Annotated in this window: 18 protein-coding genes; 4 read left to right on the top strand and 14 right to left on the bottom strand. The window is 60.9% G+C overall.

The genetic code is table 11. From position 1 onward, the window contains the following. Positions 1–24: 24 nt before the first annotated feature. Positions 25–441 carry a DUF6855 family protein gene (locus AC1MDG_RS16540; protein ID WP_479805250.1) on the bottom strand — a complete coding sequence of 139 codons (417 nt, stop codon included), beginning with the start codon at positions 439–441 and terminating at the stop codon, positions 25–27. A 97-nt stretch (positions 442–538) separates the two neighbouring features. On the opposite strand from AC1MDG_RS16540, the gene AC1MDG_RS16535 reads away from it, so the two are divergent. The 3 genes from AC1MDG_RS16535 to AC1MDG_RS16525 all read left to right on the top strand — a co-directional run bounded on the left by AC1MDG_RS16535 (position 539) and on the right by AC1MDG_RS16525 (position 4,985). Beyond that, positions 539–1,726: a glycoside hydrolase family 26 protein gene (locus tag AC1MDG_RS16535; protein ID WP_479805248.1), complete on the top strand. Its 1,188-nt coding sequence runs from the start codon at positions 539–541 to the stop codon at positions 1,724–1,726. 105 nt (positions 1,727–1,831) lie between these two features. Then, positions 1,832–2,326, top strand: coding sequence for a DcrB-related protein (locus tag AC1MDG_RS16530; protein ID WP_479805247.1), 495 nt, complete (start codon positions 1,832–1,834; stop codon positions 2,324–2,326). Between the two features lie 10 nt (positions 2,327–2,336). Then, complete coding sequence (locus AC1MDG_RS16525) at positions 2,337–4,985, top strand: hypothetical protein (protein WP_479805245.1); 2,649 nt, start codon at positions 2,337–2,339, stop codon at positions 4,983–4,985. 74 nt (positions 4,986–5,059) lie between these two features. On the opposite strand, the gene AC1MDG_RS16520 is transcribed toward AC1MDG_RS16525, so the two are convergent. Next, complete coding sequence (locus AC1MDG_RS16520) at positions 5,060–6,193, bottom strand: LCP family protein (protein WP_479805243.1); 1,134 nt, start codon at positions 6,191–6,193, stop codon at positions 5,060–5,062. A 51-nt stretch (positions 6,194–6,244) separates the two neighbouring features. Further along, positions 6,245–6,877 (bottom strand): arsenate reductase/protein-tyrosine-phosphatase family protein, encoded by a 633-nt coding sequence (locus AC1MDG_RS16515; RefSeq protein ID WP_479805241.1) that lies wholly within the window; start codon positions 6,875–6,877, stop codon positions 6,245–6,247. 551 nt (positions 6,878–7,428) lie between these two features. On the opposite strand from AC1MDG_RS16515, the gene AC1MDG_RS16510 reads away from it, so the two are divergent. After that, a complete protein-coding gene (locus tag AC1MDG_RS16510; RefSeq protein ID WP_479805239.1) occupies positions 7,429–7,773 on the top strand; it encodes a hypothetical protein in 345 nt (114 codons plus the stop codon). Positions 7,774–7,947: 174 nt separating this feature from the next. Here AC1MDG_RS16510 and AC1MDG_RS16505 read toward each other — a convergent pair whose 3' ends face one another. The 11 genes from AC1MDG_RS16505 to AC1MDG_RS16455 form a co-directional block, all read right to left on the bottom strand. Further along, on the bottom strand, positions 7,948–9,033 hold the full coding sequence (locus tag AC1MDG_RS16505) for a hypothetical protein (protein ID WP_479805237.1): 1,086 nt from the start codon (positions 9,031–9,033) through the stop codon (positions 7,948–7,950). A 152-nt stretch (positions 9,034–9,185) separates the two neighbouring features. Next, on the bottom strand, positions 9,186–10,418 hold the full coding sequence (locus AC1MDG_RS16500) for a glycosyltransferase family 4 protein (protein ID WP_479805235.1): 1,233 nt from the start codon (positions 10,416–10,418) through the stop codon (positions 9,186–9,188). Between the two features lie 96 nt (positions 10,419–10,514). Next, positions 10,515–11,441, bottom strand: coding sequence for a glycosyltransferase family 2 protein (locus tag AC1MDG_RS16495; protein ID WP_479805233.1), 927 nt, complete (start codon positions 11,439–11,441; stop codon positions 10,515–10,517). Then, positions 11,438–12,526, bottom strand: coding sequence for an NAD-dependent epimerase/dehydratase family protein (locus tag AC1MDG_RS16490; protein WP_479805231.1), 1,089 nt, complete (start codon positions 12,524–12,526; stop codon positions 11,438–11,440). The genes AC1MDG_RS16495 and AC1MDG_RS16490 overlap by 4 nt, the downstream gene beginning before the upstream one ends. Before the next feature lie 37 nt (positions 12,527–12,563). Continuing rightward, positions 12,564–13,679, bottom strand: coding sequence for a DegT/DnrJ/EryC1/StrS family aminotransferase (locus AC1MDG_RS16485; RefSeq protein ID WP_479805229.1), 1,116 nt, complete (start codon positions 13,677–13,679; stop codon positions 12,564–12,566). A 62-nt stretch (positions 13,680–13,741) separates the two neighbouring features. Next, a complete protein-coding gene (locus tag AC1MDG_RS16480; RefSeq protein WP_479805227.1) occupies positions 13,742–15,070 on the bottom strand; it encodes a hypothetical protein in 1,329 nt (442 codons plus the stop codon). Continuing rightward, positions 15,067–16,068 (bottom strand): glycosyltransferase family 2 protein, encoded by a 1,002-nt coding sequence (locus AC1MDG_RS16475; RefSeq protein WP_479805225.1) that lies wholly within the window; start codon positions 16,066–16,068, stop codon positions 15,067–15,069. The genes AC1MDG_RS16480 and AC1MDG_RS16475 overlap by 4 nt, the downstream gene beginning before the upstream one ends. After that, complete coding sequence (locus tag AC1MDG_RS16470; RefSeq protein ID WP_479805223.1) at positions 16,065–17,375, bottom strand: oligosaccharide flippase family protein; 1,311 nt, start codon at positions 17,373–17,375, stop codon at positions 16,065–16,067. Before AC1MDG_RS16470 ends, AC1MDG_RS16475 begins: the two co-directional genes overlap by 4 nt. Further along, positions 17,372–18,532 (bottom strand): glycosyltransferase, encoded by a 1,161-nt coding sequence (locus AC1MDG_RS16465; RefSeq protein WP_479805221.1) that lies wholly within the window; start codon positions 18,530–18,532, stop codon positions 17,372–17,374. Before AC1MDG_RS16465 ends, AC1MDG_RS16470 begins: the two co-directional genes overlap by 4 nt. Next, positions 18,529–19,686: a hypothetical protein gene (locus AC1MDG_RS16460; protein ID WP_479805219.1), complete on the bottom strand. Its 1,158-nt coding sequence runs from the start codon at positions 19,684–19,686 to the stop codon at positions 18,529–18,531. Before AC1MDG_RS16460 ends, AC1MDG_RS16465 begins: the two co-directional genes overlap by 4 nt. Further along, positions 19,686–21,137, bottom strand: a complete 1,452-nt coding sequence (locus tag AC1MDG_RS16455; protein ID WP_479805217.1) for an exopolysaccharide biosynthesis polyprenyl glycosylphosphotransferase — start codon at positions 21,135–21,137, stop codon at positions 19,686–19,688. The genes AC1MDG_RS16460 and AC1MDG_RS16455 overlap by 1 nt, the downstream gene beginning before the upstream one ends. Positions 21,138–21,364: the final 227 nt, after the last annotated feature.

Here is a 21,364-nt window from a genome sequence, read left to right as displayed (position 1 = left end):
AGATTACGACGGCGGCCTTGCCGCCTAAGCGGGCGGCGCGGCGACAGCGCGGATGCTGTTGTTGCGCTTCTCGTGCGTCAGTTCGGCCAGGCCCAGCGCTTCGAGCAGCGGAGGCAGGTACATTCCGAACCGGCCGCGGTAACCCTTGCGCAACCCGTACCAGCCGCCCACCGGGTTGGCGGGATCGCGGCCCCACGCTTCAACCGTTCCCTCTGCGGCGGGTTTGTTTTCGTCCGCCGCCCCTAGCGGAACCCAGTCACCTTGCTCTAGAAGCCAGCTGTGTAGGTCCTCAATCGCCTGCAGCTGGTACTTGAGCGTGGTGGATCCCACCTGGCAGACCAGGGACGGCGGGTCCAAGGCTTCGTCGCGGTACATGGTGTACTCCGACGAGCCGGGGGCAGTCACCAGGGTCCAGGGGTGTTCCTTCGTGCCTTGCTCCATGGTGTGTTCCGCCTCCGCGCGTTGTCTGACGATTCCGGGTTCAGCCTACTCCGGCGGGTTGGATAGCAGCCCGGGGCGGGGTTGTTAGATTAGTCCAGTGAATGGGAAACGCGCCTGGGCCGCTGCCGTTGCAATGCTGGGAATGGCGGCGCTGTCTGCCTGCGCCGGGCAGCCGGCCCAGGATCCGGCGCCCGCCAGCAGTCCCGCGTGTGTGATGAGCGACGGCGGATCCCTGGCTCCGGCGTCGGGCATCCTCACGGGAGTGAACCTGGACTGGGCCAACCAGACGCTGGAACAGTACAGCGCCAGCCTGGGCCGCCGGCCCGCCGTCGTGGTTAACTTTGTGCAGTTCCCGCTTGCCGAAGCCGATAAGACCAACCTGGAAGCCGCCTACGAACAGGTAAAGCTCGACGGCGGAACGCTGCTGCTCACGCTGGAGCCGCGGCAGGGGCTGGCGGCGGTGACCCAGGAGGCTACCGACCAGCTCGCCGAGACGCTCAACGGCTACAACAAGGCCGGTGTCCCGGTGATCGTGCGGTTTGCCCACGAGATGAACGGCTCCTGGTACGAATGGGGCCAGCAGCCCGCCGAGTACAAGGCGGCGTTCCGCCGCGTGGCGGAGTCCATCCACCGCGCGGCCCCGGGCAGCGCCACCATGTGGGCACCCAACTACGGTGGCGGATATCCATTCGTCGGCGGCCAGCACCAGGCCGCGGCGGGAAGTGCGGCCGCCGTCGAGCTGGACACCGATCACGACGGCACCGTCACCGGTGCGGACGATCCTTACGCCCCGTACTACCCCGGGGACGACGCCGTGGACTGGGTGGGCATGTCCCTGTACCACTGGGGAAGCACGTATCCGTGGGGCGCGAACGTGCTCCCGGAGGCTGGGAAGTTCATCCAGCAGCTGACCGGAACCTACAACGGCGCCGGCGGGGACGACAGTGCCGTCCCCGACTTCTACGCCGACTACGGGGCTGTCCGCGGGAAGCCGGTCGCCATCCCGGAAACGGCGGCGCTGGTTGTCGAGGGCGGGGGCGGGGCGGCCGAACTGGACATCAAGCGGGCATGGTGGGGGCAGCTCTTTGATCCCCGGCTGCAGAAGGACTACCCCGAGCTGAAGATGATCAACTGGTTTGAGTGGAACAAGACCGAAGTTGAAGTGAAAGCAACGGTTGACTGGCGGGCGGCCGGAACCCCCGCAGTTCGGGACGCGTTTATCGCTGAACTGCCGGACTGGTTCCTGTTTGCCGACGATACGCCGCACTGCGCGCCGGGGTCGTAGGCGGATTTGCGCCAGGCAGGGCGAAACGATAGTTGCCTGTTATAGACGCAGGATGTGGCGGTCCCTATACTTTGCCTACCTTCACTCCTCGTTTGGGGGATCAGTATGAATGATGACATCAAGGATGAATTCGACGTCGATAGCCGTTCCGTGTCGCTTCTAAGCATCGAACTTCCCCTGACCTGGTATTACAAGGAGTCGTACACGCTGCTCGCGCCGGACGGGCAGGCGAACCTCATCATGTCGAGTGAACCTCTGGCGGACAGCTTTGATTCTGACTCTTATGCAGAGGTCCAGGGGGAAATCCTCAAAAGCGAGTTTCCGGGCTACTCAGAGAAGATCTTTGAGCCCTTCGTCATTGAGGGTCTCGACGGCCACGGTTGGATCCGCGAATTTGTCTGGGTGCCGCAGGATGGCCAGCCGGTGAGGCAGACCCAAATATATGGTGTGGTCTGCGGTCGGGGTTATACGGCGACGGCTACTTCGCCGGTTACTGAATACGAGAGGTACCGTGCCGACTTCGCTGCCCTGCTGAGCACCATCACTGTCGACCAGCAGAAGGCCGTACTTCTTCAGAAACGGACTCCGGAGACTACGTAGGGGCTATGTCATGACGCAGACCAGCCAGCGTCCGAGGCTAATAAACCCGAAAGACATGGAAGGCTGCCAAGCTGCCACGGATGAGCAGCTGCTGCAGTCCGCGGACGGGTGGGCCGCTGCGGGCGCCCCGGGTCTCGCGGCGGAACTCTGGCGCTTCGTTGCCGCCCGTAGTCCCCACAACGGCACGGCTGTTCGGCAATTGGCACATCTGACTGATGACGAGCACGTGGACCAAGCCCATGGTTTGTTTCGTCGAGCTGACAAAGCGGGAGCCATGCGCCCAGGAGATTATCTGGAGTGGATGAGGCGTCTCCTAAGTGCGGATCCTCAACGTAAGAGACAGGCAGCGGACGTAGCCCAGTTGTTCCTTGCTAGCGCCGACGGAAACATTGAGGGTCGCGCAAAAGCATCCTGGTGCCTTGCTGTCTGTGACAACCTCGATGCCTCTGCCAGGGTGCTGATCGAGCTCTACAACCGTGAAGACCTGACCCCGGCGGCTTCGGAAGACCTCATAACCGTTGTTCAAATTCTCCTAGAGGCGTCCGGAGCGTGGACGCCGCTCGCTGGGGAGGTTCTACGAGCGCTCACAAAGGTAGGCAGTCAGCGAACCTGTGTCGAGGCAGTGAGACTTGCCGTACGTCATGGGCAATTCAGCGAAGCCCTGGAGTTTCTTGACCGCTGCCAGCAATTCGAAAACGCGGACGGTCCGGTAGCTCCGGACCTCGTATGGGAATCGAAGTACTGGCGTGCACTGATTGCAGTGGCCTCGGACAACCACGAACGTGCTGTTCCCCTGCTACGGGAGCTGGTTGGAGAGGAGCTACCTCCGGCACAGGCACCCAGGGACGGGTCTTTGGAACTGAACCTGGCGCAATCCCTTTTTGAGGTTGGTCAATTTGAGGAAGCCATCGGCATTCTGAGCTGTTTGAAACTGCCGGGCAGGGAAAACGGAAAACTAGAAGTGCATGGTGCCGGCGCCGGCGATTCGGAGCAGGCTTCGTCCGATGCTGGACCGTCGCAGCGGGACACCATCGACGAGTCCAAAAAGGAGGCGGCAGCAATTTCGGCAACGCTCGTCCATGCCTTGATCAAGTACGACGGCGGTGATTTTGGAGGCCACTGGAGTGACGCAAGCGAAGTGTGCGAGAAATGGGGTAATCAGGAACTGCCGGTGACAACTCGCGTGGCATTGCTCGGCCTTAAGTGTCAGCTCGATGTGCAAAACGCCAAGGATATTCTGGCCGAAATGGAGAAGTTGCGCCAACCCAGCGGATGGGACACTCCTGAAGGAATGACGATTGAGACGACCCGCCTGGAGACTCTATCGTGGTTGTCTACCCACGTGGTTGGTTATTGCAAGGTGACGGAGAACGCTCTCCACGATGCGCTGGCCTCGTTGAAGGAAAAGCCAGCTGACGGTCTATTGGCGCACAAGCGGGCTTATGTAGCACTTCTTGCCCACGACTACGGGCTGGCCCGGAAGCTACTGGTGGGTGAGGAGCACAGCCAGAGTTGGCGGGTTCTGGCTATGCAGGCGCAGGCGGCGCTGGGCCTTCGTGACAAGATCGGGGCTTTCGGTTTCTGCAGCCGTCTTCGGTCTCAGCGCCCTCACGACCTGAGGGTTCGGTGCATGTACATCGAGGCCGCTCTAATGGCGGGAGAGTTCACGCTGGCGTTGCGCGAAGCAGAGGCGCTAGTAAGGTTTGCCCCTGAGCATGTCCTAGCGCACCTCTTGCTGGCAGAGTGCCTCGAAAACGCCGCCTCCTCGGCGAAGCCTGACCCGCAGTACTCGCTCCGCGACTCCAACGCCCCGATCCGTCACCACGAGGACCCGGCGCGTGCCAACCATAATCGAAAGTTCCAAGACTGCATCTACGCTGCCCGGCATTACGCCACAGCACTCCGGCTCGACAAGGAGCTTGTCGCCGCCTTGTCCTCTAAGGCCTTTACGTCGCGGCTGGGCTCTGATCCGTTGAGTAGGGATGCAGTGGAACATGCGTCGCGTAAAGGTGCCCATGCAGCCATGCAAGCCGTAATGGTCATGACTAAGTCCGGGCTGCCCAGAGACCGGCGGCTCCTAAGTGATGGAAAGACGCTCACTGCTAGTCTTGCGGAATTCGATCGTGAGGAAGCAAAGCGGCTGGCGCACATTCTGCGACGGCCGCAGAGGGAACGCCTCCGCCGGCGGCTGTCTAAGCGAGGCTTGCCGGTACTCGGGTTGGTAGCGATTCCGGCTTTGATCTTTGCCGATACAGCTCTGCCAGCCTTTGACAGTCTTGGACCGGAGGCGCGCGTTCTTTTGTTTGCGCTGGCGGGTTTAGCCGTTGTCTGGCCACATGCCCAAAAGCTCAACCTCCCCGGAGGCCTGGGGCTGGAGAGAGCGGCCCCCGAGCACGCGATTGAAATTGACAGTGCGCTCGTGGCAAACGGACTGATAAGTGCCCAGTCCTGGCTGCGTGACTCTTTGGCCCCAACAGCACCACCGGAGATTGTGCCTCGGAAGGAATCCCGGTCCTTCGAAGATCCTGCGGCAGATCCTGCAGCAGATGCTTTTGCGGGTGCTCGCGTTGACACACGTGACCCGTCCGCCAAAGCCGGAGCAAACGCCAAAGCCGGAGCTGAAGAGGTTAGACGGGCAGGACACAGGCCGCGGCGGTAACGGCATGCAGGCCCATGGCCGCGGGTACGTCTCCCGCACCCACCACCAGCAGTGCGCCTCGGCTTCGTGAGTTCCTAGTTGCCGCCCTGGAAGCCGTTGGCGGCCACGTAGTCCGCCAGCGTGCCGTTAGCCAGTGCGGCGGAGACGGCGGCCACCGCGGCGGGGTTCTGGAGGACGATCGACTGGCCGGTGGTGCTGGTACCGAATCCGGCGTCGGGAAGCCGGAAGAAGTAGGCGTCCTCCGGCCCCACGTCGCGGAGGCTGAAGCCCAGACGCACCAGCGCCTCCGGGGTGAAGCCTGGGTCCACCAGGACGTGGGGGAGGACGGCGCCCACTACACCCAGCACCGTGGTGGGGTTGGTAAGGGTGCCGGCGCTCATGAACTTGCCGATGAACGCTTTGAGGAACGTCTGCTGGTTGCGCACGCGCTGGAAGTCACCGTCCGCAAAGGCGTAGCGCTCGCGGACGAACTGCAGTGCCTCCGCGCCGCCGATGTGGTTGACGCCTGGCGGGAAGTAGTGGCCGGAATCGGTGCTGGAGGTGAAAGGTACGGTGACGTTCACATCCACGCCGCCCAGTGCGTCGGCGGCGTCCCAGAGGCCTTTGAAGTCCACCAGCACGGTGTGGTCGATGTGGGTATTGAAGAGCGTTTCCACGGTCCGGGTCATGAGTGGAACGCCGCCCAGCTCCAGTCCGGCATTGATTTTGGCCTGCCCGTAGCCCGGGATGTCCGCCCACGTGTCGCGGAGGATCGAGATGCCGTAGATCTTCTGCCGGTCGGCCGGAATATGGACCAGCATGAGGACGTCGGCGCGCTGGTCGGCCTGTGTCCCAGCCGCAGCCTGGGCTTCTTCGGCGCGGAAGTCTCCTCGGCTGTCGCTGCCCATGATGAGCACGTTCATGGCAACGGGCGGCGGTTCCGGAGTAGGGGTCGGAGTCGGCGTGGGGGAGGGGGCCGCAGTGGTTGGTGACGGCACCGCGGTGGCGCCTTCCGCCGTCGTGCCTCCGCTTGCGGTGGGGGTTGGCTGCCCGCCGCGTCCCACCTGCGAGAAGGCGTAGGCGGTGCTGCCCAGGGCGATCACCAAAACCATGGCAAGGACTGCTTTGAGCCACGTGGGCTGCCGGCGCAGCCAGACGGGAAGCCATGCAAAGTTTCCCTGCGGCGGCTTGCCTTCAGCCGCTCCTTCCGGATCAGACTGGTTGTCCATAACCGGACCGTACCACCGCTGAAGCGGAAAAGGCCGACGCCGAAAGTCCTGTTATGTGGGCGTGTTGAGCCGGGCGTAGCGGAGGATGGTGAGAATGGCGGGGGCCAGTTCGTCTTCCATCTGGCGGTAGACTTCGGGGCCGCGTTTGTAGGGGTCGACCACTTCGTTGTCGGAGCTGTCCGAGGCGAGGGCGAGGTGCCGGACAGAGGCGAGGCGGGCGGGCAGGCCGCGCCACAGCGTACCGGCGTCGTGCGCTTTTTCGGCGGGTCTGGCTCCAGGTTTGTCTCCGGCGCTGGTGGCGGCGTCGCGTTCCTCGAGAGCCTCCAGCATCCGCGCGAATTCCCGGATGGTGAACGTGCGTTTGAGTAGGGAGGCGTCCAGTTGGAGTACTTCGCCGCGGTGCTTGGAGGTCATGGTGAGGACGATGTCAGTGTCGCGGAGGATCTTCTGGGTCAGCTGCCGGGCGGCGAAGCCCTTGTCCGTGCCGCCGTACATGCGCACGATGTCTGAGGACAGCGGTTGGATGAGGCTGCCCACCATGGCACGGGTGCCGGCGCTGCGCACCTCGAAGGCCCCTGGCAGCACCTGGTCCAGGCCGGCCTGAAGGAGGCGTTCGGCCACGGGGGAGCGGCAGATGTTTCCCGTGCAGACTGTGAGGATCCGTACGGGCGTTGGCGATTCCACGGTAAGGGCTCTTTCGGGTATTGCTGTCAGATCGGTGCGATCCCTGGCATTCAACTTAACACGCTAGGTGCCTCCGGCTGCGGGCGAATCGCCCCGATGACTTGGCAGATTCTTGATTGAAACTTGCGGGTCGGTTGCGGGAACCTAGCGTCACATTGTGCACAGTGGAATCAACCGGTGAAAGCCGGCCACAGCAGCAGGGCGGCCCGCCAGGGAAGCCCAATCGATTACTACGGGGGGCGTAGATGTCAGAGCTTGCGTATCGCATCAAGGATCATGCCGGAGCCACTCACCGCAGGGCGGTGTGGGGAGGCGCTAGGTCGGTTCAGAACAGGAAGGCCGCCCTGACCTTGGCGGCCGCTGCCGCGCCTGCTTGGGACGCTCCGGTACCGATCACGGCAGGCGAAGCGTCGGCGGCTTCAGCGGTGCTCGTCACGGGTATTCGGGCCATTCCTTCCACAACGCACCCTAATGAGGCTGGCCACCTTCGGCCTGCCGTCAAGGTGCCAGTCGCACTCCGCGTGCGGGGCCTGGGTGCCGTCTCCGGCTTGGTGAGCGTCCAAATCACCATGAGTCCGGTGGTGCCCGTCGTCACATCGGCTTTGCAGATCGGTAGGCTGGCTCCGGCGCCTGGCAGCCTGTCATTTTCCTTCGTCGGTGCGGGTGCGGCGTGCGTTTCGCCCGCACTGACAATCAAGGGTGGCACGTTTACGGCGGCCTTCATGTACGAGGTGGCCGCAGGTTCAACGGAGCAGGACTTCGCGATCGACCGCTATGGCTACTGTGGCGGGAGGAGGGACCGCCGCGACTTCGAGATGAACGTAGAAGTCACCTTCCAGGAGCACGGCAAACAGGCTCCGACAGTTCTTGCTTCCCGCTCCGTCATTCGTCTGTGAGATGGTGCGCTGTCCGCTGTCCGCTGGCAGGATGCCGCGGTAGCGTCCTCGCCGGAGCCACACCGGATTCAGTGAGCGCAGTTCTGCATACCCGCCGTTGAAAGCAACCGAAACCGGCGGAAAAACACCGTGGAACCTTGCATCGAAGGCGCAGCCGCCCATCAAACCTCCGGGCTAGTACCTCATGACCTGGATTGCTGCCATGAAACTTGGACGCTGCACCCCATTTTCCTCGATGAGTCCGAAAGCGTTGGTCCCGTCGTCGCGCAGCTGATAAACAATGATGGCCAACGGGGTTGCCTGTTTCGCTGCCGCTATCGCGGCAGGCACGAAGAGACGCTGATCCTCGGAGGTCCATTGTCCGGCAACCTGCAGCCCCACTTCAGAAATGATTACGGGCTTTCCATATCGGAGTTTCGTGTCGTTGATGCGCTTTGGGAGCATCTGTATTTCAACGAAATTGTCCGCCGGGTAGACATCCAAAGAGATGACATCCAAGTATTGCGATATGCCGTCGAAGTACTTCTGCCATCTGTCTTGGCGTTCATCCGACATCGGCCATCCGGTCGATGTTGTTGTCAACAGCACCCCGGGGTTCACCGCTTTTATGGAAGTTCTGGCTATCGCCAGCATGGAGCCAAGGTCGGACAGATAATCGGAGGTGATGTCTTCGATGGGCTGGCTGAGCAACCGAAAATGCGCTGTGTCGGATTCGCTGTACACTTGCCAGACTTGGACCTTGTTAGCAAATCGTTGTGCGAGAGTGTCCCAGAATTGTTTCAGTGTGATTTTATATTCGTCGAAACTGATGGCTGGATCATTGTCGGCATCCGCCGTTATCAGGTGAATAGACAGACCTTTGGAATTGATGTAATCAACGGCGGCATCATACTGTTTCAGCGCTGCATCATTCCAGATAATTTCCCGTTTTGGTCCCGAAATTTCCATGATGTCCCAGCCCACGATTCCTAAGCGGACCCACTTTTGCCCGTTGGCCGCCAGGAGATCTATATCCTTTTTAAACTCTTCCAAAGTCGGGCCGTGACCGCTGGTGGAGAACAACACCATAAAGCCAAAACCGGGCGTAAGCCCCTCTGCACCGGCAACGCTCGGCCCCACTATTGAATTCGCGCCCGTACTAGGTCCTGATGAATTTCCGCCGCCCCCGGATGGCGCAGCGGCTGTAATGGAAGTTGCGACGATCAACAAGATCACTGCCGCTAGGCTGTGGCGGCGCAACGGCTGTAAACGGCCTGTCATGATTCCTCCGAAATTTCTTGCCCACGGTTCGTGCCTCCCTTGGGCCGGACCCCATAAGCCCCTCGGAACGGAATGACCGTAAGTAGTCGGCTTTCCTTGATGCGCGGATCTGCCGGTCCAACACGGTGCCGGCGCGTTCTCCTAGCTTCCTCCTACACAGGGTCCGACGCCATGACCTGCCGCGGAATTTCTACTCCAATTCTCAACATATTGCGGTAGAGATCCAGGTACTGACTGCCGACTTCCGGCCAACCCAGCCGTGGATGGACTTCCGTCCGGACCGACGCCTTAAGCGTTGTGTAACCGGGCGCCTGCCAGAGCTTCAAAACTCCGCTTGCTATTCCTCGGGCGTCAGCTGCTGGTGCGACGAGTATTGAGGAGAGTCTCCCGACGATCTCAGGATTGGCTGCGACGGGCGTCACCAAGGGAACGGCACCACACGCCATGGCCTCGACCGTTGAGAGTCCAAAGCCTTCGAGGTTCCGCGTGGGGGTCACAGCAATGTCTGCTCGCCTGTACCAGTCCCGCAGCTCTGCGTCGCTGATGCGGCCGACCAGCTGAACCGATTCTACGAGTTCCAATTCCTTTATGATGCGTTGCAGCCGGTCCCTGAGCGGACCGTCGCCGGCTACGGTCAGCCTCGCATCGGGTTTCTGTTCCAGAATCAACGGCATTGCGCGGATTAGCTCCTCCACTCCGGTCCGGCTGACCAAGCGGCGGGCGGTGAAGAGAAGGGGCCCCTTGGCGCGCTCGAGTGCCTCCGGCTGCGAACCTGGAGTGAACCATGCGGTGTCGAGGCCGCCAGGGATGCGGGTAATGCTCTCGGGAGCCTGGCCGGTGAGCTCTACCACCTCGTTGCAAACGAACTGGCTAAGAGTGACCACGCGCTCCGCAGAACGGATGATCTGCTTCTCAACCGCCTTGAAGGTGCCGATGAACGCGCCCTGCACAATCGCCGGTAGGCGGTAACTTTCCTGCCGCTCGTCCAATATCTCCTTATATACTGGCGCGTGGCACGTGTAAACATACGGCATGCGGAGGAGCAGCGGATAAATCATGGGCAGTGGGAAATGTCCGTGGATGATGGTGTGTCCAGCGTCGCCGTCGGCTATTGCCGCCGTTATTGCCCTCCTTACGCCCATGGCCACGAGAAATGGATATTTAATGGCAAACAGCGGGTCCCGCTTTGACGGCACGTCGTAGCGCTGTACTTTGACGCCGTCGGCAAACTCTTCATCAAGTGGCTGCAAGTCATTGGTCTTTTTTGAAACAACCGTGACCAAGTGGCCCTGACGGACTATTTCTGCAGAGAGTTCACGGACGTATCTCTCCAAGCCGCCCAGTTTGTCCGGCGCCACGACATTCGTCACCATTACGATGTGCATTTGGGAACCTCGTCGATTCATTGCCTTTTCCCTTCGGAGTTTCAGATTGGGGTTGTAGTGGGGGAGGGGGAGGCCAGGGCTGGCTGGGCCGAATAATTACTCAAGCCCGACGAAGGCTCCGTTGCTGGTCATCGGCACTTTCAGTCCTTCCAGAAACGAGCGTTGGCGCAATTTGAAATGTGCAATGGTGTCCCGCCGCACCGCCATCCGTGCGAGCATCCACAACTGCATATAGGCCAGCGCCGTGATCCTCTGAACCGGGGAACAATGCTTTCGGGTGACCAGCACCCAGTTCCGTGAAATCCATCGAACGGAGAAGGGCGAAAGGTAGCCGCCGGTGAGGCTGCTCGCCTTGTGGATTATTTTGTACTCTCCTGTCAGCCAGTAAGGGAACCCGGCCGCCTTTGCCCTGATAGCAAAATCAACATCATCGAAGTAGACGAAGTAGTCCTTGTCCATGCCCCCGATGCGATCGATAACGTCACGGTGGATCAGGAGGCAGCACGTGGACGCGTACGGGGTTTTGCGCAATCCGCGGGGTGCCCCGGACATGGGCGACCCCATTTTTTCGTGCCTTACCTTCATACCCTGATACGGAGAAATTGTGCCCCCCGCATACCAGACACTTTCGGCTGGTTCAATACCCTCAATCGTTGGAGTCAGGATATGTAATCCCTGTTCAGTCGCCGTTTTCAGCAAGCCGGCGATCGTACCCGCAGGGATTATGGTGTCGTTGTTCACCAGGAGGATCCACTCGGCGTCAGCACTCAGCGCTGCCGAAATGCCTTGATTATTACCCACCGCGACACCGAGATTTTCATCATTTGCTGTGATCGAAATATCAATCCGGTCTTGATAGCGGGCAGCAACTTCAAGTGTCTTGTCCGCGGAAGCGTTATCGATGAGATAGAGCCTGATTCTGGGCAGGCTGGGATCCCTCAGCAAACTGTTGAAGAAGTCATCCAGGACGTCTTCGCTGTTGTAGGTGACCGTCACGAGGGCAATGGGAGAGATGATATTCATTTGCTGGCTCCTTGGTAGGCCCAGCCCATGAGGTCAACAAGGCCCTCCTGGAACGGAACCGACGGTTCGTAACCTATTTCCCGGCGGGCAGACTCCACTTCGGCGAACGCGGAGCGGACATCCCCCGCACGGTAGCGTCGCGACGTGGCAGGCGGAGGCGATCCTGCGGCCGTGGCCAGCTGCGTCGCGTACGCAAACAGAGTCCCGTGTGTCCCGGATCCGATGTCCAGCGTGCGTGGCTGGGCGGGGGGCGGCGGCGTGGACAACGCGCAGAGTATGGCTTGCACCACATCAGCGACGTGGACAAAGTCACGGATAATTCCGCCGTCCTCGTAAACCTCCACGGTCTCGCCGTTGGCGGCCTGGCGGGCGAAGTACGTCAGGACACCGGTGTAGGCGTTGTCCAGCGCCTGTCCGGCTCCATAGACATTTTGAAGCCGGAGGATGCTCAGTGGTACTTGGAATGACTGGCACCAGGACGACAGAATATTCTCCTGCGCAAGTTTCGTCGCCGCGTAGATGTTGGTCGGCCGTGGATTGACCTGGGCGGCGCTGTTGGGCATTGGCTTGCCTTCTTGACCGGCTGGTCCCAAGGGAGCCCAGCGGGCATTTTCAAGGGCAACGGCGTCCCGTGGCTGGGCGCTGAATGTTTGTCCGGAGGGTTCCGCCCAATCGCCTTCCCCGTAAACCGCGCGGGAGGACGTCAGCAGTACATGCTTCGGGAATGCATTGGCCCGGTGGAGGGCGTCAATCATGACTGCCGTCCCGTGCACATTGGTGTGGGAGTGGCGGGCCGATTCGGTCAAGGACTGCCCTGTTCCAGTTTCCGCTGCCAGGTGGATCAGCACCGTCGGCCTGAACCCGGTTAAGACGTCATCCCAGGTTTCCGGGTCAGCTATGTCGCCCCTGTAGAACGTCGCGTTCAAGGCTAGGTCGACGGGCTTGGGCTCGAGGCCATGGACTTGAGGATGCAGGTTGTCCACAACTGCAACATGCTGGGCCGCCCCGAGCTCTTTTTGCAGCTTCGTGCCGATGAAACCGGCGCCACCCGTTATCAATACGTTTTCTCCGTGAAGATAGTTCATGTCAGTCCCTTTCGGGTAGGTCAGTGATGCAAGGGGATTAGGAAACCAGTTCGAACTCGGTGGCAAAACTCTTGATCCGGTCAATGACCATGCTGAGCTGGTCTTCGGACAGGTTCGGGCTGCTCGGCAGTACTATGCCTTGCCTGAAAAATCGTTCGGATGTGCCGTTGGCGAGCCTCGGAAACTGGCTCGCGCAGGCAAACACGGGTTGCAAGTGCATCGGCTTCCACAACGGCCGGGTCTCTATCCCGTCTGCCTGCAGGCGGGCGCCGAGCGAAGGAGCATCGAATTTGGCGCGCTCAGGGTCGATGACGATGGCCGTGAGCCAGCAGTTATCTCCTTGGTCGTCGCCGCCAAAGATCTCCACCCCGTCCAGTCCGTCACAGAACTCTCGATACGTGGACCGAATCTCCCGTCGACGGGCCTTGAATTCGGGGAGCCGATTCAGCTGAGCCCGTCCAAGGGCGGCCAGAAGGTTTGAAAGTCGATAGTTGTAGCCGACTTCTGTGTGCTCATAGTGGATTACTGGCTGGCGTGCCTGGCTGGCTAAGTAGCTTGCCCGTTCGACAGTTTCCACATCGTCGCATAGCAAGACTCCGCCGCCGGAGGTCGTGATTATCTTGTTGCCGTTGAAAGAGAAGGCTGCGCATTTCCCGAAAGAGCCGGCAGGTTGCCCCTCCCGGTACGCGCCAACAGACTCGGCGGCGTCAGATATAACCGGCAGGCCGTACAGCATCGCGATCGCGGAAATTCCTTCGTAATCGGCCACCTTGCCCAGCATGTCCACTACGAGGATGGCCGCTACCTTCGCCCCGCGGTCCGAAAGCCCGGCGAGTGCTTCAGCCAAGAGGTCGGGGTCCATGTTTCCCGTGGCATCGCAATCGACGAAATACGGTGTGGCTCCCGTATAAGTGACTGCATTGGCCGTCGCGATGAACGTCATGGTGGAGCAGAGCACAACGTCTCCCGGACGTACGCCGCAGCACAGCAACGCCAGGTGGAGGGCTGCGGTACCGGAGCTGACGGCGAGGGCGTGCTTCCGCTCGGCCAGTGCCGCCAATTCTTGCTCGAACAACACAAGTTCAGGCCCCAATGGTGCCACCCACCCGGAGCGCAACGCGCGCACGACGGCGTCCTCTTCGGCCTGGCCCACGTCCGGTGTGGAGAGATGAACTGTGTAGGCGGGCTGGCCTGTCCTCGGGGGCCGCGTTGCGTTCATGACCTTACTCCGATCGTCAAGGCCTCAGTCTTGGCTTCAATCTCGACTGGGACCGCTGCAGGGGGATTGGACGTGCTGGAGGTTGTGGCAACAACCCCAAGAATTGACGCGCCGGCCTGCCTGACCATGCGGGACGCGGTGCGCAGCGTCTCGAGTCGGGAGCCCCGAAGCGGAGTGGCCAGCAGGGTCTCACCGGCAATTTGCACAAATGCCCGGGTATTGGCATCAGTAGCGAGAGGCGGCGCCGCAATCACCACAAGGTCCTTGGAACCCGCGGCGCTATGCAGCAGCATGTTTAAGCTGTCGACGGTTATGACGCCTCCCTCAGCGGTAGTGAATGCTTCCGAACTCAACAGCTGCGGAACTTTGGCGTTTGTTTGTGCGGGTATGGGACCGGCGTGGCTCTCCAGGACTGCCCGGGCATCAGAATCGACAGCCATGAGGAGGCACCGTTGGCCGCTCGCAGCGGACGTTGCTGCCACGCCCCACGCAACCGTGGCTGCATGGGCTCCGTTCACTGTGGAGACGACCACAAGGAGGCGCGGGCCGGTTCCCAGTCCGCCCAGGCCCGCTCTCGAGTACAAGGTGGCAAAAGAATCAGCGGCGCTGCCGCGCTTGTTCGACGACGAGCGGCGGGGTGACGGGCTGTCGGCAGAATGTGCCCCCCGTCCAAGCGGAACAGCCACGACGGCCAGGACTTCGCCGTCAGCGGCCTCACTAATGTCTTCGACGCTACGGGCGTACGGACCATAGACCCTTAGCAGGAGCGCTGCGAGGAGCCCGGCAGCCAAACCTGCCGTGGACCCGATCATCATCAGGGCCGTCATGCTCATGCCAGCGTCGGCAAGCGGCGCCTGGGCCGCCTCGACGATATCGGCGCGGAGGATAGGATCGTCCTTGTTGTCCAGGAGTGGGGCCACCTCACCATAGGACCGCGCGACGGCGTTGGCCAGGTCGGCGGCGCCTTGGGGGTTGCCCCAGCGTGCTGTGATGGTTATTAGGACTGTTGAGACTTCAACCCTGGCGTCGATGTGGCTGGCCAGAAAGCCGGTTGATTCATCTGTGCCCATCAATCTGCGAGCATTAGCCAAAACAGATTCCGACTTGATAAAACCCGCGTATGTCGGCATCCGGTCCCGGACGTAAAGACTGCTTACTGCGGGGTCGGACACCTTGGGAGCGGACAGGATGATTTGCGCCGTCGCATCGTAGGTCTTTGGCATGACAGAACCGACCGCCACTGAAGCGAGCACACCGAGCATGAGACCGGCGACGATCAGGTACCAGTATCGACGGATCGCGGAGAAGAATAATGCCGATGTCATGATGTGCGCCCCTTGTAGTATCGAAACAGTTTCTTGTGCAGATCTGGTGAGCCCTTTGCCAGCCCCAGGGAGGCGACCAGCGCCACCCGCCCCCTGGCAACGAGCCACAAGAGTTCCGTCCAGCGGATTTGATGCCGTGTCCACGACTGAATTTCCTCCGCCAGCACGCCCGAGTTGATGTCGGCGGCCGAATTGTGAATCAGCGGCCAGTACACCAGCCGATATGTGAAGTGCCTCCTGAGGGCACGGGCCGCGTGGGGGGCGAAAACCTCGTCCAGGATGGGGTCCACGAAGCTGTGCAGGGCTGTAAGGTCCCACACGCTTGGCCGGAGCGATCCGGTGACTGAACCCGAGTGCAATGAGTAGTTGTAGAGCGGCTCATCCACGAAGGCAATGCGTTCGCAGAGGCTGAAAAGCTTGTGCATGATGGCCAGGTCCCCATAGGCGTTGCCGGGACTGACGACGCCGTCCCAGATGTTTTTCGAAACGAGCTTGTTTGTCTGAAAGGACCCAATGTCTCCACGCGCCAGGTGTTTCAACGATTCAACCCCTGTAGCCACCGCAGCCCTCGGCGCCCACTCAGGAAGGATCTTGGTAGCTCCGGTCGCCGTGCGAACTGTGCGTATCCTTGAGACGGCTATTTGCGCTGCGTGGGACCTAGCAGCGTCCATAAGCCGTTGCAGCATCTCCGGTTCGGCCCAGTCGTCCCCATCCACGAACCAGATCCAACGCCCCCGGGCCAGCCTGACACCGGTATTTGTTGCGGCGGAGTACCCCAGGTTCTGTTCCCGGCCAATGATGCGAACCTTGTCCCGGTCCGATTCCGATCGTTCGTTGACCGCCTGACGAACAATCGACAGAGATCGGTCAGTCGACGAATCGTCAATGATGATTAGCTCGAAGTCCTTGAAGGACTGGTTCAGAGCCGAATGTACGGCGCGGGCTACGAAGTCCTCGTTGTTGTATACGGGTATGACGATTGTCACGGTCGGATTCATGGTTTTCCCCCAGGAAGAGCGGCGTAGCCGGCGGGTCGAGCAAAGGTCTCGTCCCGGTCGAAGGCCCGAAATGACAGGCCGAGCATGGTTGCGATGAAGAGCTCAGTGAGGCAGACCGCGCCGGCCGCACCGAGTGCTCCGAAGTTGATGCAACCCAAGGGCAGCACCACAAGGTGCAAGAGCGCGGCCCTCAGCAGCACTCGGGAAGAGATTTTCGCTTGCCCGTGGGCGATGAGGAGCAACGTCAGGGCCGTGGACACGCCCGTGAGACAGAGGGCAGCCCCGAGCAGTTGGGCGACTGGGATCACGGCATCGAATCCGTGACCTAGGTACCAGGGAACGAGGACGCCAGAGGAAGCGGTCAACGCGATACCGGCCAATGCGTAAACCACTACCAACCCGGTGAGCACAGTGCGGCGCAGCGCCGCCCCGTGCTCAGAGCCGATGGATGCGCTCATACGCGGAAGCAAGGATTGCTGCACTCCTCCCAGCACGCCTCGTAAGGCGTTGGAGAGACGTTCACCGGACCCATAGAAGGCAACTTGTTGGATAGTGGAGAGTACGCCGAGGAAGACTGTGTTCATCGCTGAAATCACGATTGTGGCAACTGACCCGACGAAAAGCGGTGCGCTTTCGCGTAGGGCGCTGATTGCTGCGTGCCAGGTCGGACGGTCGATTTGGTGACAACCAATGGAGGACAGGTAGATCCACGAACCAACTGCGGCAATCGTGGCCGGCGCAAACTGCCAGAAGATTGCCAGGGCACTATCGGACCCTGTCCTGACCGTGAGTAGGAGTCCGACGAGCGCGATAAGACGCGAAGCGGCGTGCAACACCGCGAAGGTCTTGATCTTGCCAATTCCCTGCAAAAGCCAAGTTGGGTAGGCCGCTGCCCCGATTGTCAGGACGGCTCCGATGAGGTAGAGATGCCATTGTGCCCTGAGCTCCGGAATCAGCAGGACCAGGATGCCGAGAACGGATGCGGAGCCCACGAGCAGAAGGACCTTGGCGGCCAGCGTTGAGGACACAATATGGGACCGTTCGCGAGCTGTCTCGGCCAGCGCCACGCGACGGAGTGCGCTCATGCCGAAACCAAAGTCCACAACCAGGACCAATACGTTGATTATGGACATTGCCAAAAGCAGCTGACCCAGTCCGTTAGTACCGAAAATCCGGCTTAGGTACGGAATGGAGATCAACGGATAGACGAAGGCGCTCATTTGACCCAGGGCAACCGTGGTTGCATCCCCTCCGAGCCGGGCCATGCCTGTCGGTTCGCTCCTGTGCTTTGCCGTCGCGACCTTCATACCGTCACCCCGCTGCCGAGCTTCAGTGCGTGGTACGCCGCCATGGAGCGTTCTGCATGGGCGCCGACATCGAAAAGGAGTGCACTGCGCACCTGGGATGCGTGCCGCATCCGTGCCCGTAGCCCGTCGTCCTTTAGGAGCCGGTAGACATAGCCGGCGAGCTCGTCAACGGACGTGCCCAGGAATCCGGTGATTCCGTGGTCCACGACGTCACATACTCCGGTCACCCTTGAAGCGACGACGGGGATCCCAAGCCCCTGGGCTTCGAGTAAGGCCATCGGCATGCCTTCGCCACGGGATGTGAACAGAAGGACGTCGGCGGCAGCCAGCCGTTCGCGCAGCGCCTCGCGGGGGAGCCACCCACTGACCTGAATTCGCTGGGTACCGTCGCCCAACAGGGACCGCCTGCCGTCGCCGAGCCAAACCACCTCGACCTGGACGTTTGCGTCGGGCGGAAAGCGCTCATTCAGTGCGTCGACGGCCGCACTGAAAAGTTCGGGGCATTTCTGTTCAGCTATGCGCCCGACATGCACCACACGATAGACCCGCTTGGCAGACGAAAGACGCGGTCCATGGCTTCCGGTCATGGACTTGCGGGCATAGACACTCAAGGACGCGTTGTCCACGACATTGGGAAGGACTGCGACGGTAACTCCTGGCAGCGACGCTCTTGCCAGCGTTCCCTCCGAATCCGATACGACCACAACCTTGTCTGCGCAGAACGCTGCCACCCGCTCCAGGAAGAGGTATGCTGCGCGCCGGGGCGTGCTCAGGCCGCTCTGAGCGAAGGCAAAGAAGTGCGGGCTGTAGACCGCATCGCCGGCGCGGCCAGTTAGTCGCGCGACCAGTCGGCCCAGGAAGCCGGCACGGGATGAATGGAAATGAATGACGTCAAAGTGTTCCGAGCGCAATGCAAGGACTAGACGATACGTCAGCGCAACCAAACGGACAGGACCACTTGTGGTGGACCATTCCTGCACGACCACATGCTGGCCCGTGAGCGCCTGAATATCTTGGCGCCCTGGGGTGTCCTCACGGCGAACATAGGCGAAGACAACCTCGCTGAACAAGGGCGAGGTGGATTGTGCCCTCGCGAGAGTGGTCACTGACGTCAAAACGCCGGCCGAACTTGCGTCGGTCACGTGCATTACTTTCATGCGATCACGTCCTGACCACGCAACGGAACCAGAGTTAGGAATAACGGAAGAAGGGGAGTGAGATGCTTGAGGTAGGACCCGAAATCTGGCTCGAATATGGCTTGTACCAAAACGACCGCCAGCAGTAGGGCGGCTGCCCGCGTGGCCCTCAGTGAGCGGCTTGAGTCTGTTTTTGTCCGGGCGGTGAGGCCCAGCTCCTGCCGGCCCTGCCCAGGCTTGGCGCGGAGGATTCCGTTGAATGCGGTAATCCACAGGAAAGCGATCATCGCGCCGGAGATTATGTGGATGGCGTTCCCGCTCAGGAAAAGCTGGATAGGTACGAGCAGCCCCAGCAGCAGCAGTACCGCGCTGGGCACCATGGTGAACCCGTCGGCCGCCAAGGGATCTGAAATGAGGGACGCAACGGACTCACCCTCCCGGGAGTCATTCACGATTTGACGGAAGCTGGTGAGGTCCGCGCCGAGGAAGTTTTGAAAGGTCAACTCCAGCAAGGCATACAGAATCGCGACGGCGGCCAGCATCCACACGGGGTTGCGGGTTCTGGTCAGTAGCAACCGCCAGACGATGTAAATTGCGGCCACAAAAAACCAGTACTGCCGGAAAAGAGCACCGTAACCGACCGCCGCCGCCACAAACAGGATTTCTGCCCCAATATGCCGAGGCATGGTCAGAAGGAGCAGGACCAGAAGGACCGGAATGGACTCTTTGCTGTACTGGGCCAAGTAGACAACGGCGCAGAGGAAACAACTCGCTAGTACGGTTACGCCAACAGCACCGAATTTTGCGATCTCAGTCCACCTGGCGGCCGCAAAAACCGCCAGGCTAAAAATGATCATCGTCAACAAAGCATCCATTGCCGGGTCGTAGCCGAGCCCAAGAACCCTGTAGACAGTGGCGATGTTTCGGAAGGATTGCGCCTTTTCTTCACCAGCCATCGGGCTCTCAATGGCTAACTTGATGTGATAGTCGTCAAGCAGGAACCTTTCGGGCAGCAATCGCCGCGCAACCAAGGAGAGGGTGCACGCCGTGCCCACGAGGCCTATCGCGAATAATTGTGCTCCTGCACTGTGACCCACCCGGCCCCTGGCCCTGCTTTCACTCATGAAGTTGACGGCATCTTGATGCGGCACCGAGGTCTCAATCCCGCGGGACATCACTGAGCACCGTCTGCTCCGAAGACCGCGCGAGCGGTACGGCTTAGGATATGTAGGTCTTCCCAGAGTGACCAGTTGTGGGCGTAGTCAACGTCCAGTCGTTGAGCTTCTTCCCAGGTAAGCCGTGAACGCCCGCTCACCTGCCACAGCCCCGTCATCCCTGGGCGTACTCCAAGGCGGTGTGCGGCGTCTCCGCGGTACAGTGCAACCTCTGCCGGCCGCTGGGGCCTGGGCCCCACCAGGCTCATGGAGCCGCCAAGGACGTTGAATAGCTGTGGTAGTTCGTCTAGCGAGTACCGGCGAAGAACGGCGCCCACTCGCGTAATTCGAGGGTCGTTATCCACCTTGAACAAGGGAGTGTCACCCTTGTCCTGCTTCCTGAGCAGGGACTGCAGTTGCGCGTCCGAGCCATCGGCCATGGAACGAAACTTCAAAATATCGAACAGAGCACCGTCCTTGCCCACACGTTCCTGCCGGTACAAGGCTGGGCCAGGACTACTTAACTTGACCAATATCGCCACGGTAATAAGCACGGGCGAAAGCATGAGAAGTAGACATATCGATCCTGCGATATCGGTGCTCCGCTTTCCCAGCCTTACGGCTAGGCGCTGCGCCGGAGCTGAAATCTCAAGGACGACACGGGGGCCTTTGACCGCGCATTTGACCCTACGTTGGCGTAGTGGACCGCCTGCGACGGCGAAGCTCAGGCTGGCGTGCTGCTCCCGCAGCGCCCAGCTGAGGCTTCGCCAAAGCTGGCCGGAAAGACCCACATCGCCGACAAGCTCCACGTTGCATGCGTCAAGCGCCTTGGCTGCTTCTGCGATTGTGGTCACTAGAAGGTCCGGATTCTCTAACAGCTCGGCAGCTACAGGAAGGTGCCGGTATGTAGAGTTTGGAGCGTAGCCCACAGGAATCGGATCGGTTTCGAGCGTGACCACCAGGACTCGAGGAGACCACAGCCGCGTTAGGAACACCCTAGCCACGCCGCTGAACAGGCTGAGTGCGGCTATTACCTCGATGAGTTCGAGGTAGCCATGCTCTTGGCCGATAATGACTCCGAGCACGACGCACACGGCTAGAGCAGAGGCTCCGGAGCGAATGCTGAGGACAAAGATTTCGATCGTGTTCCGGCGACCAGAGAACCCGCCCAGTGGGGGGACCCCTCCCACTTCAGTCGAGCAAACGAACCAAACGAGGAGCCAGCATGCAAAAACAAGAACGTCGGCGAAGGAGTCCAGGTACCCGGTAATTGTTGCTGCTAGGGCGATGCACAGGCCGGCCGCCAGATCCAGCAGACCGAGGAGAAGGGCCAGGCGCTGCGCGGACCAAAGCCGCTTGGCGACGGACAGGCGCCCCCCGGATGGCTGTCTGTGCGTGGCCGCAAGAGTATCTCCAGCCAGACTGGCTACTCGATGCAACGCCGGCATGGCAGCAGGAACATCGAGGTTCAAGGAATGCCTTTGCCTCACGTGATTTATCGGTCTGGGTTTCGGCCATGCAGCTTCTTTTGACTCAATACGTGAGGGCATAGTTTCCTCCGGCGTGAAAATAGGGAACCCTCCGGGGAGCGAAGTCCGCGGAGCGCGGCGGACCGATATTTTCCGGTGGCAGGTGGTCTGGAGTTGACGATGATTGGGGTGGGATGCGTCGATCTGACCTGGGTTTCTAGTCTGATCTG

The organism is Arthrobacter sp. AIWTK1, from assembly GCF_056680535.1.
The sequence above is the reverse complement of the archived record's forward strand: the minus strand, read 5'-3'. Positions and strand labels throughout refer to the sequence as shown.

Bases quoted from the DNA above. Each gene is read 5' to 3' on its own strand.
- AC1MDG_RS16500 (WP_479805235.1), bottom strand. From the start codon at position 10,418: ATGCACATCGTAATGGTGACGAATGTCGTGGCGCCGGACAAACTGGGC.
- AC1MDG_RS16490 (WP_479805231.1), bottom strand. From the start codon at position 12,526: ATGAACTATCTTCACGGAGAAAACGTATTGATAACGGGTGGCGCCGGT.
- AC1MDG_RS16460 (WP_479805219.1), bottom strand. From the start codon at position 19,686: ATGTCCCGCGGGATTGAGACCTCGGTGCCGCATCAAGATGCCGTCAAC.
- AC1MDG_RS16530 (WP_479805247.1), top strand. From the start codon at position 1,832: ATGAATGATGACATCAAGGATGAATTCGACGTCGATAGCCGTTCCGTG.
- AC1MDG_RS16465 (WP_479805221.1), bottom strand. From the start codon at position 18,532: ATGAAAGTAATGCACGTGACCGACGCAAGTTCGGCCGGCGTTTTGACG.
- AC1MDG_RS16475 (WP_479805225.1), bottom strand. From the start codon at position 16,068: ATGAATCCGACCGTGACAATCGTCATACCCGTATACAACAACGAGGAC.
- AC1MDG_RS16505 (WP_479805237.1), bottom strand. From the start codon at position 9,033: ATGACAGGCCGTTTACAGCCGTTGCGCCGCCACAGCCTAGCGGCAGTG.
- AC1MDG_RS16540 (WP_479805250.1), bottom strand. From the start codon at position 441: ATGGAGCAAGGCACGAAGGAACACCCCTGGACCCTGGTGACTGCCCCC.
- AC1MDG_RS16525 (WP_479805245.1), top strand. From the start codon at position 2,337: ATGACGCAGACCAGCCAGCGTCCGAGGCTAATAAACCCGAAAGACATG.
- AC1MDG_RS16495 (WP_479805233.1), bottom strand. From the start codon at position 11,441: ATGAATATCATCTCTCCCATTGCCCTCGTGACGGTCACCTACAACAGC.
- AC1MDG_RS16520 (WP_479805243.1), bottom strand. From the start codon at position 6,193: ATGGACAACCAGTCTGATCCGGAAGGAGCGGCTGAAGGCAAGCCGCCG.
- AC1MDG_RS16480 (WP_479805227.1), bottom strand. From the start codon at position 15,070: ATGACATCGGCATTATTCTTCTCCGCGATCCGTCGATACTGGTACCTG.
- AC1MDG_RS16470 (WP_479805223.1), bottom strand. From the start codon at position 17,375: ATGAAGGTCGCGACGGCAAAGCACAGGAGCGAACCGACAGGCATGGCC.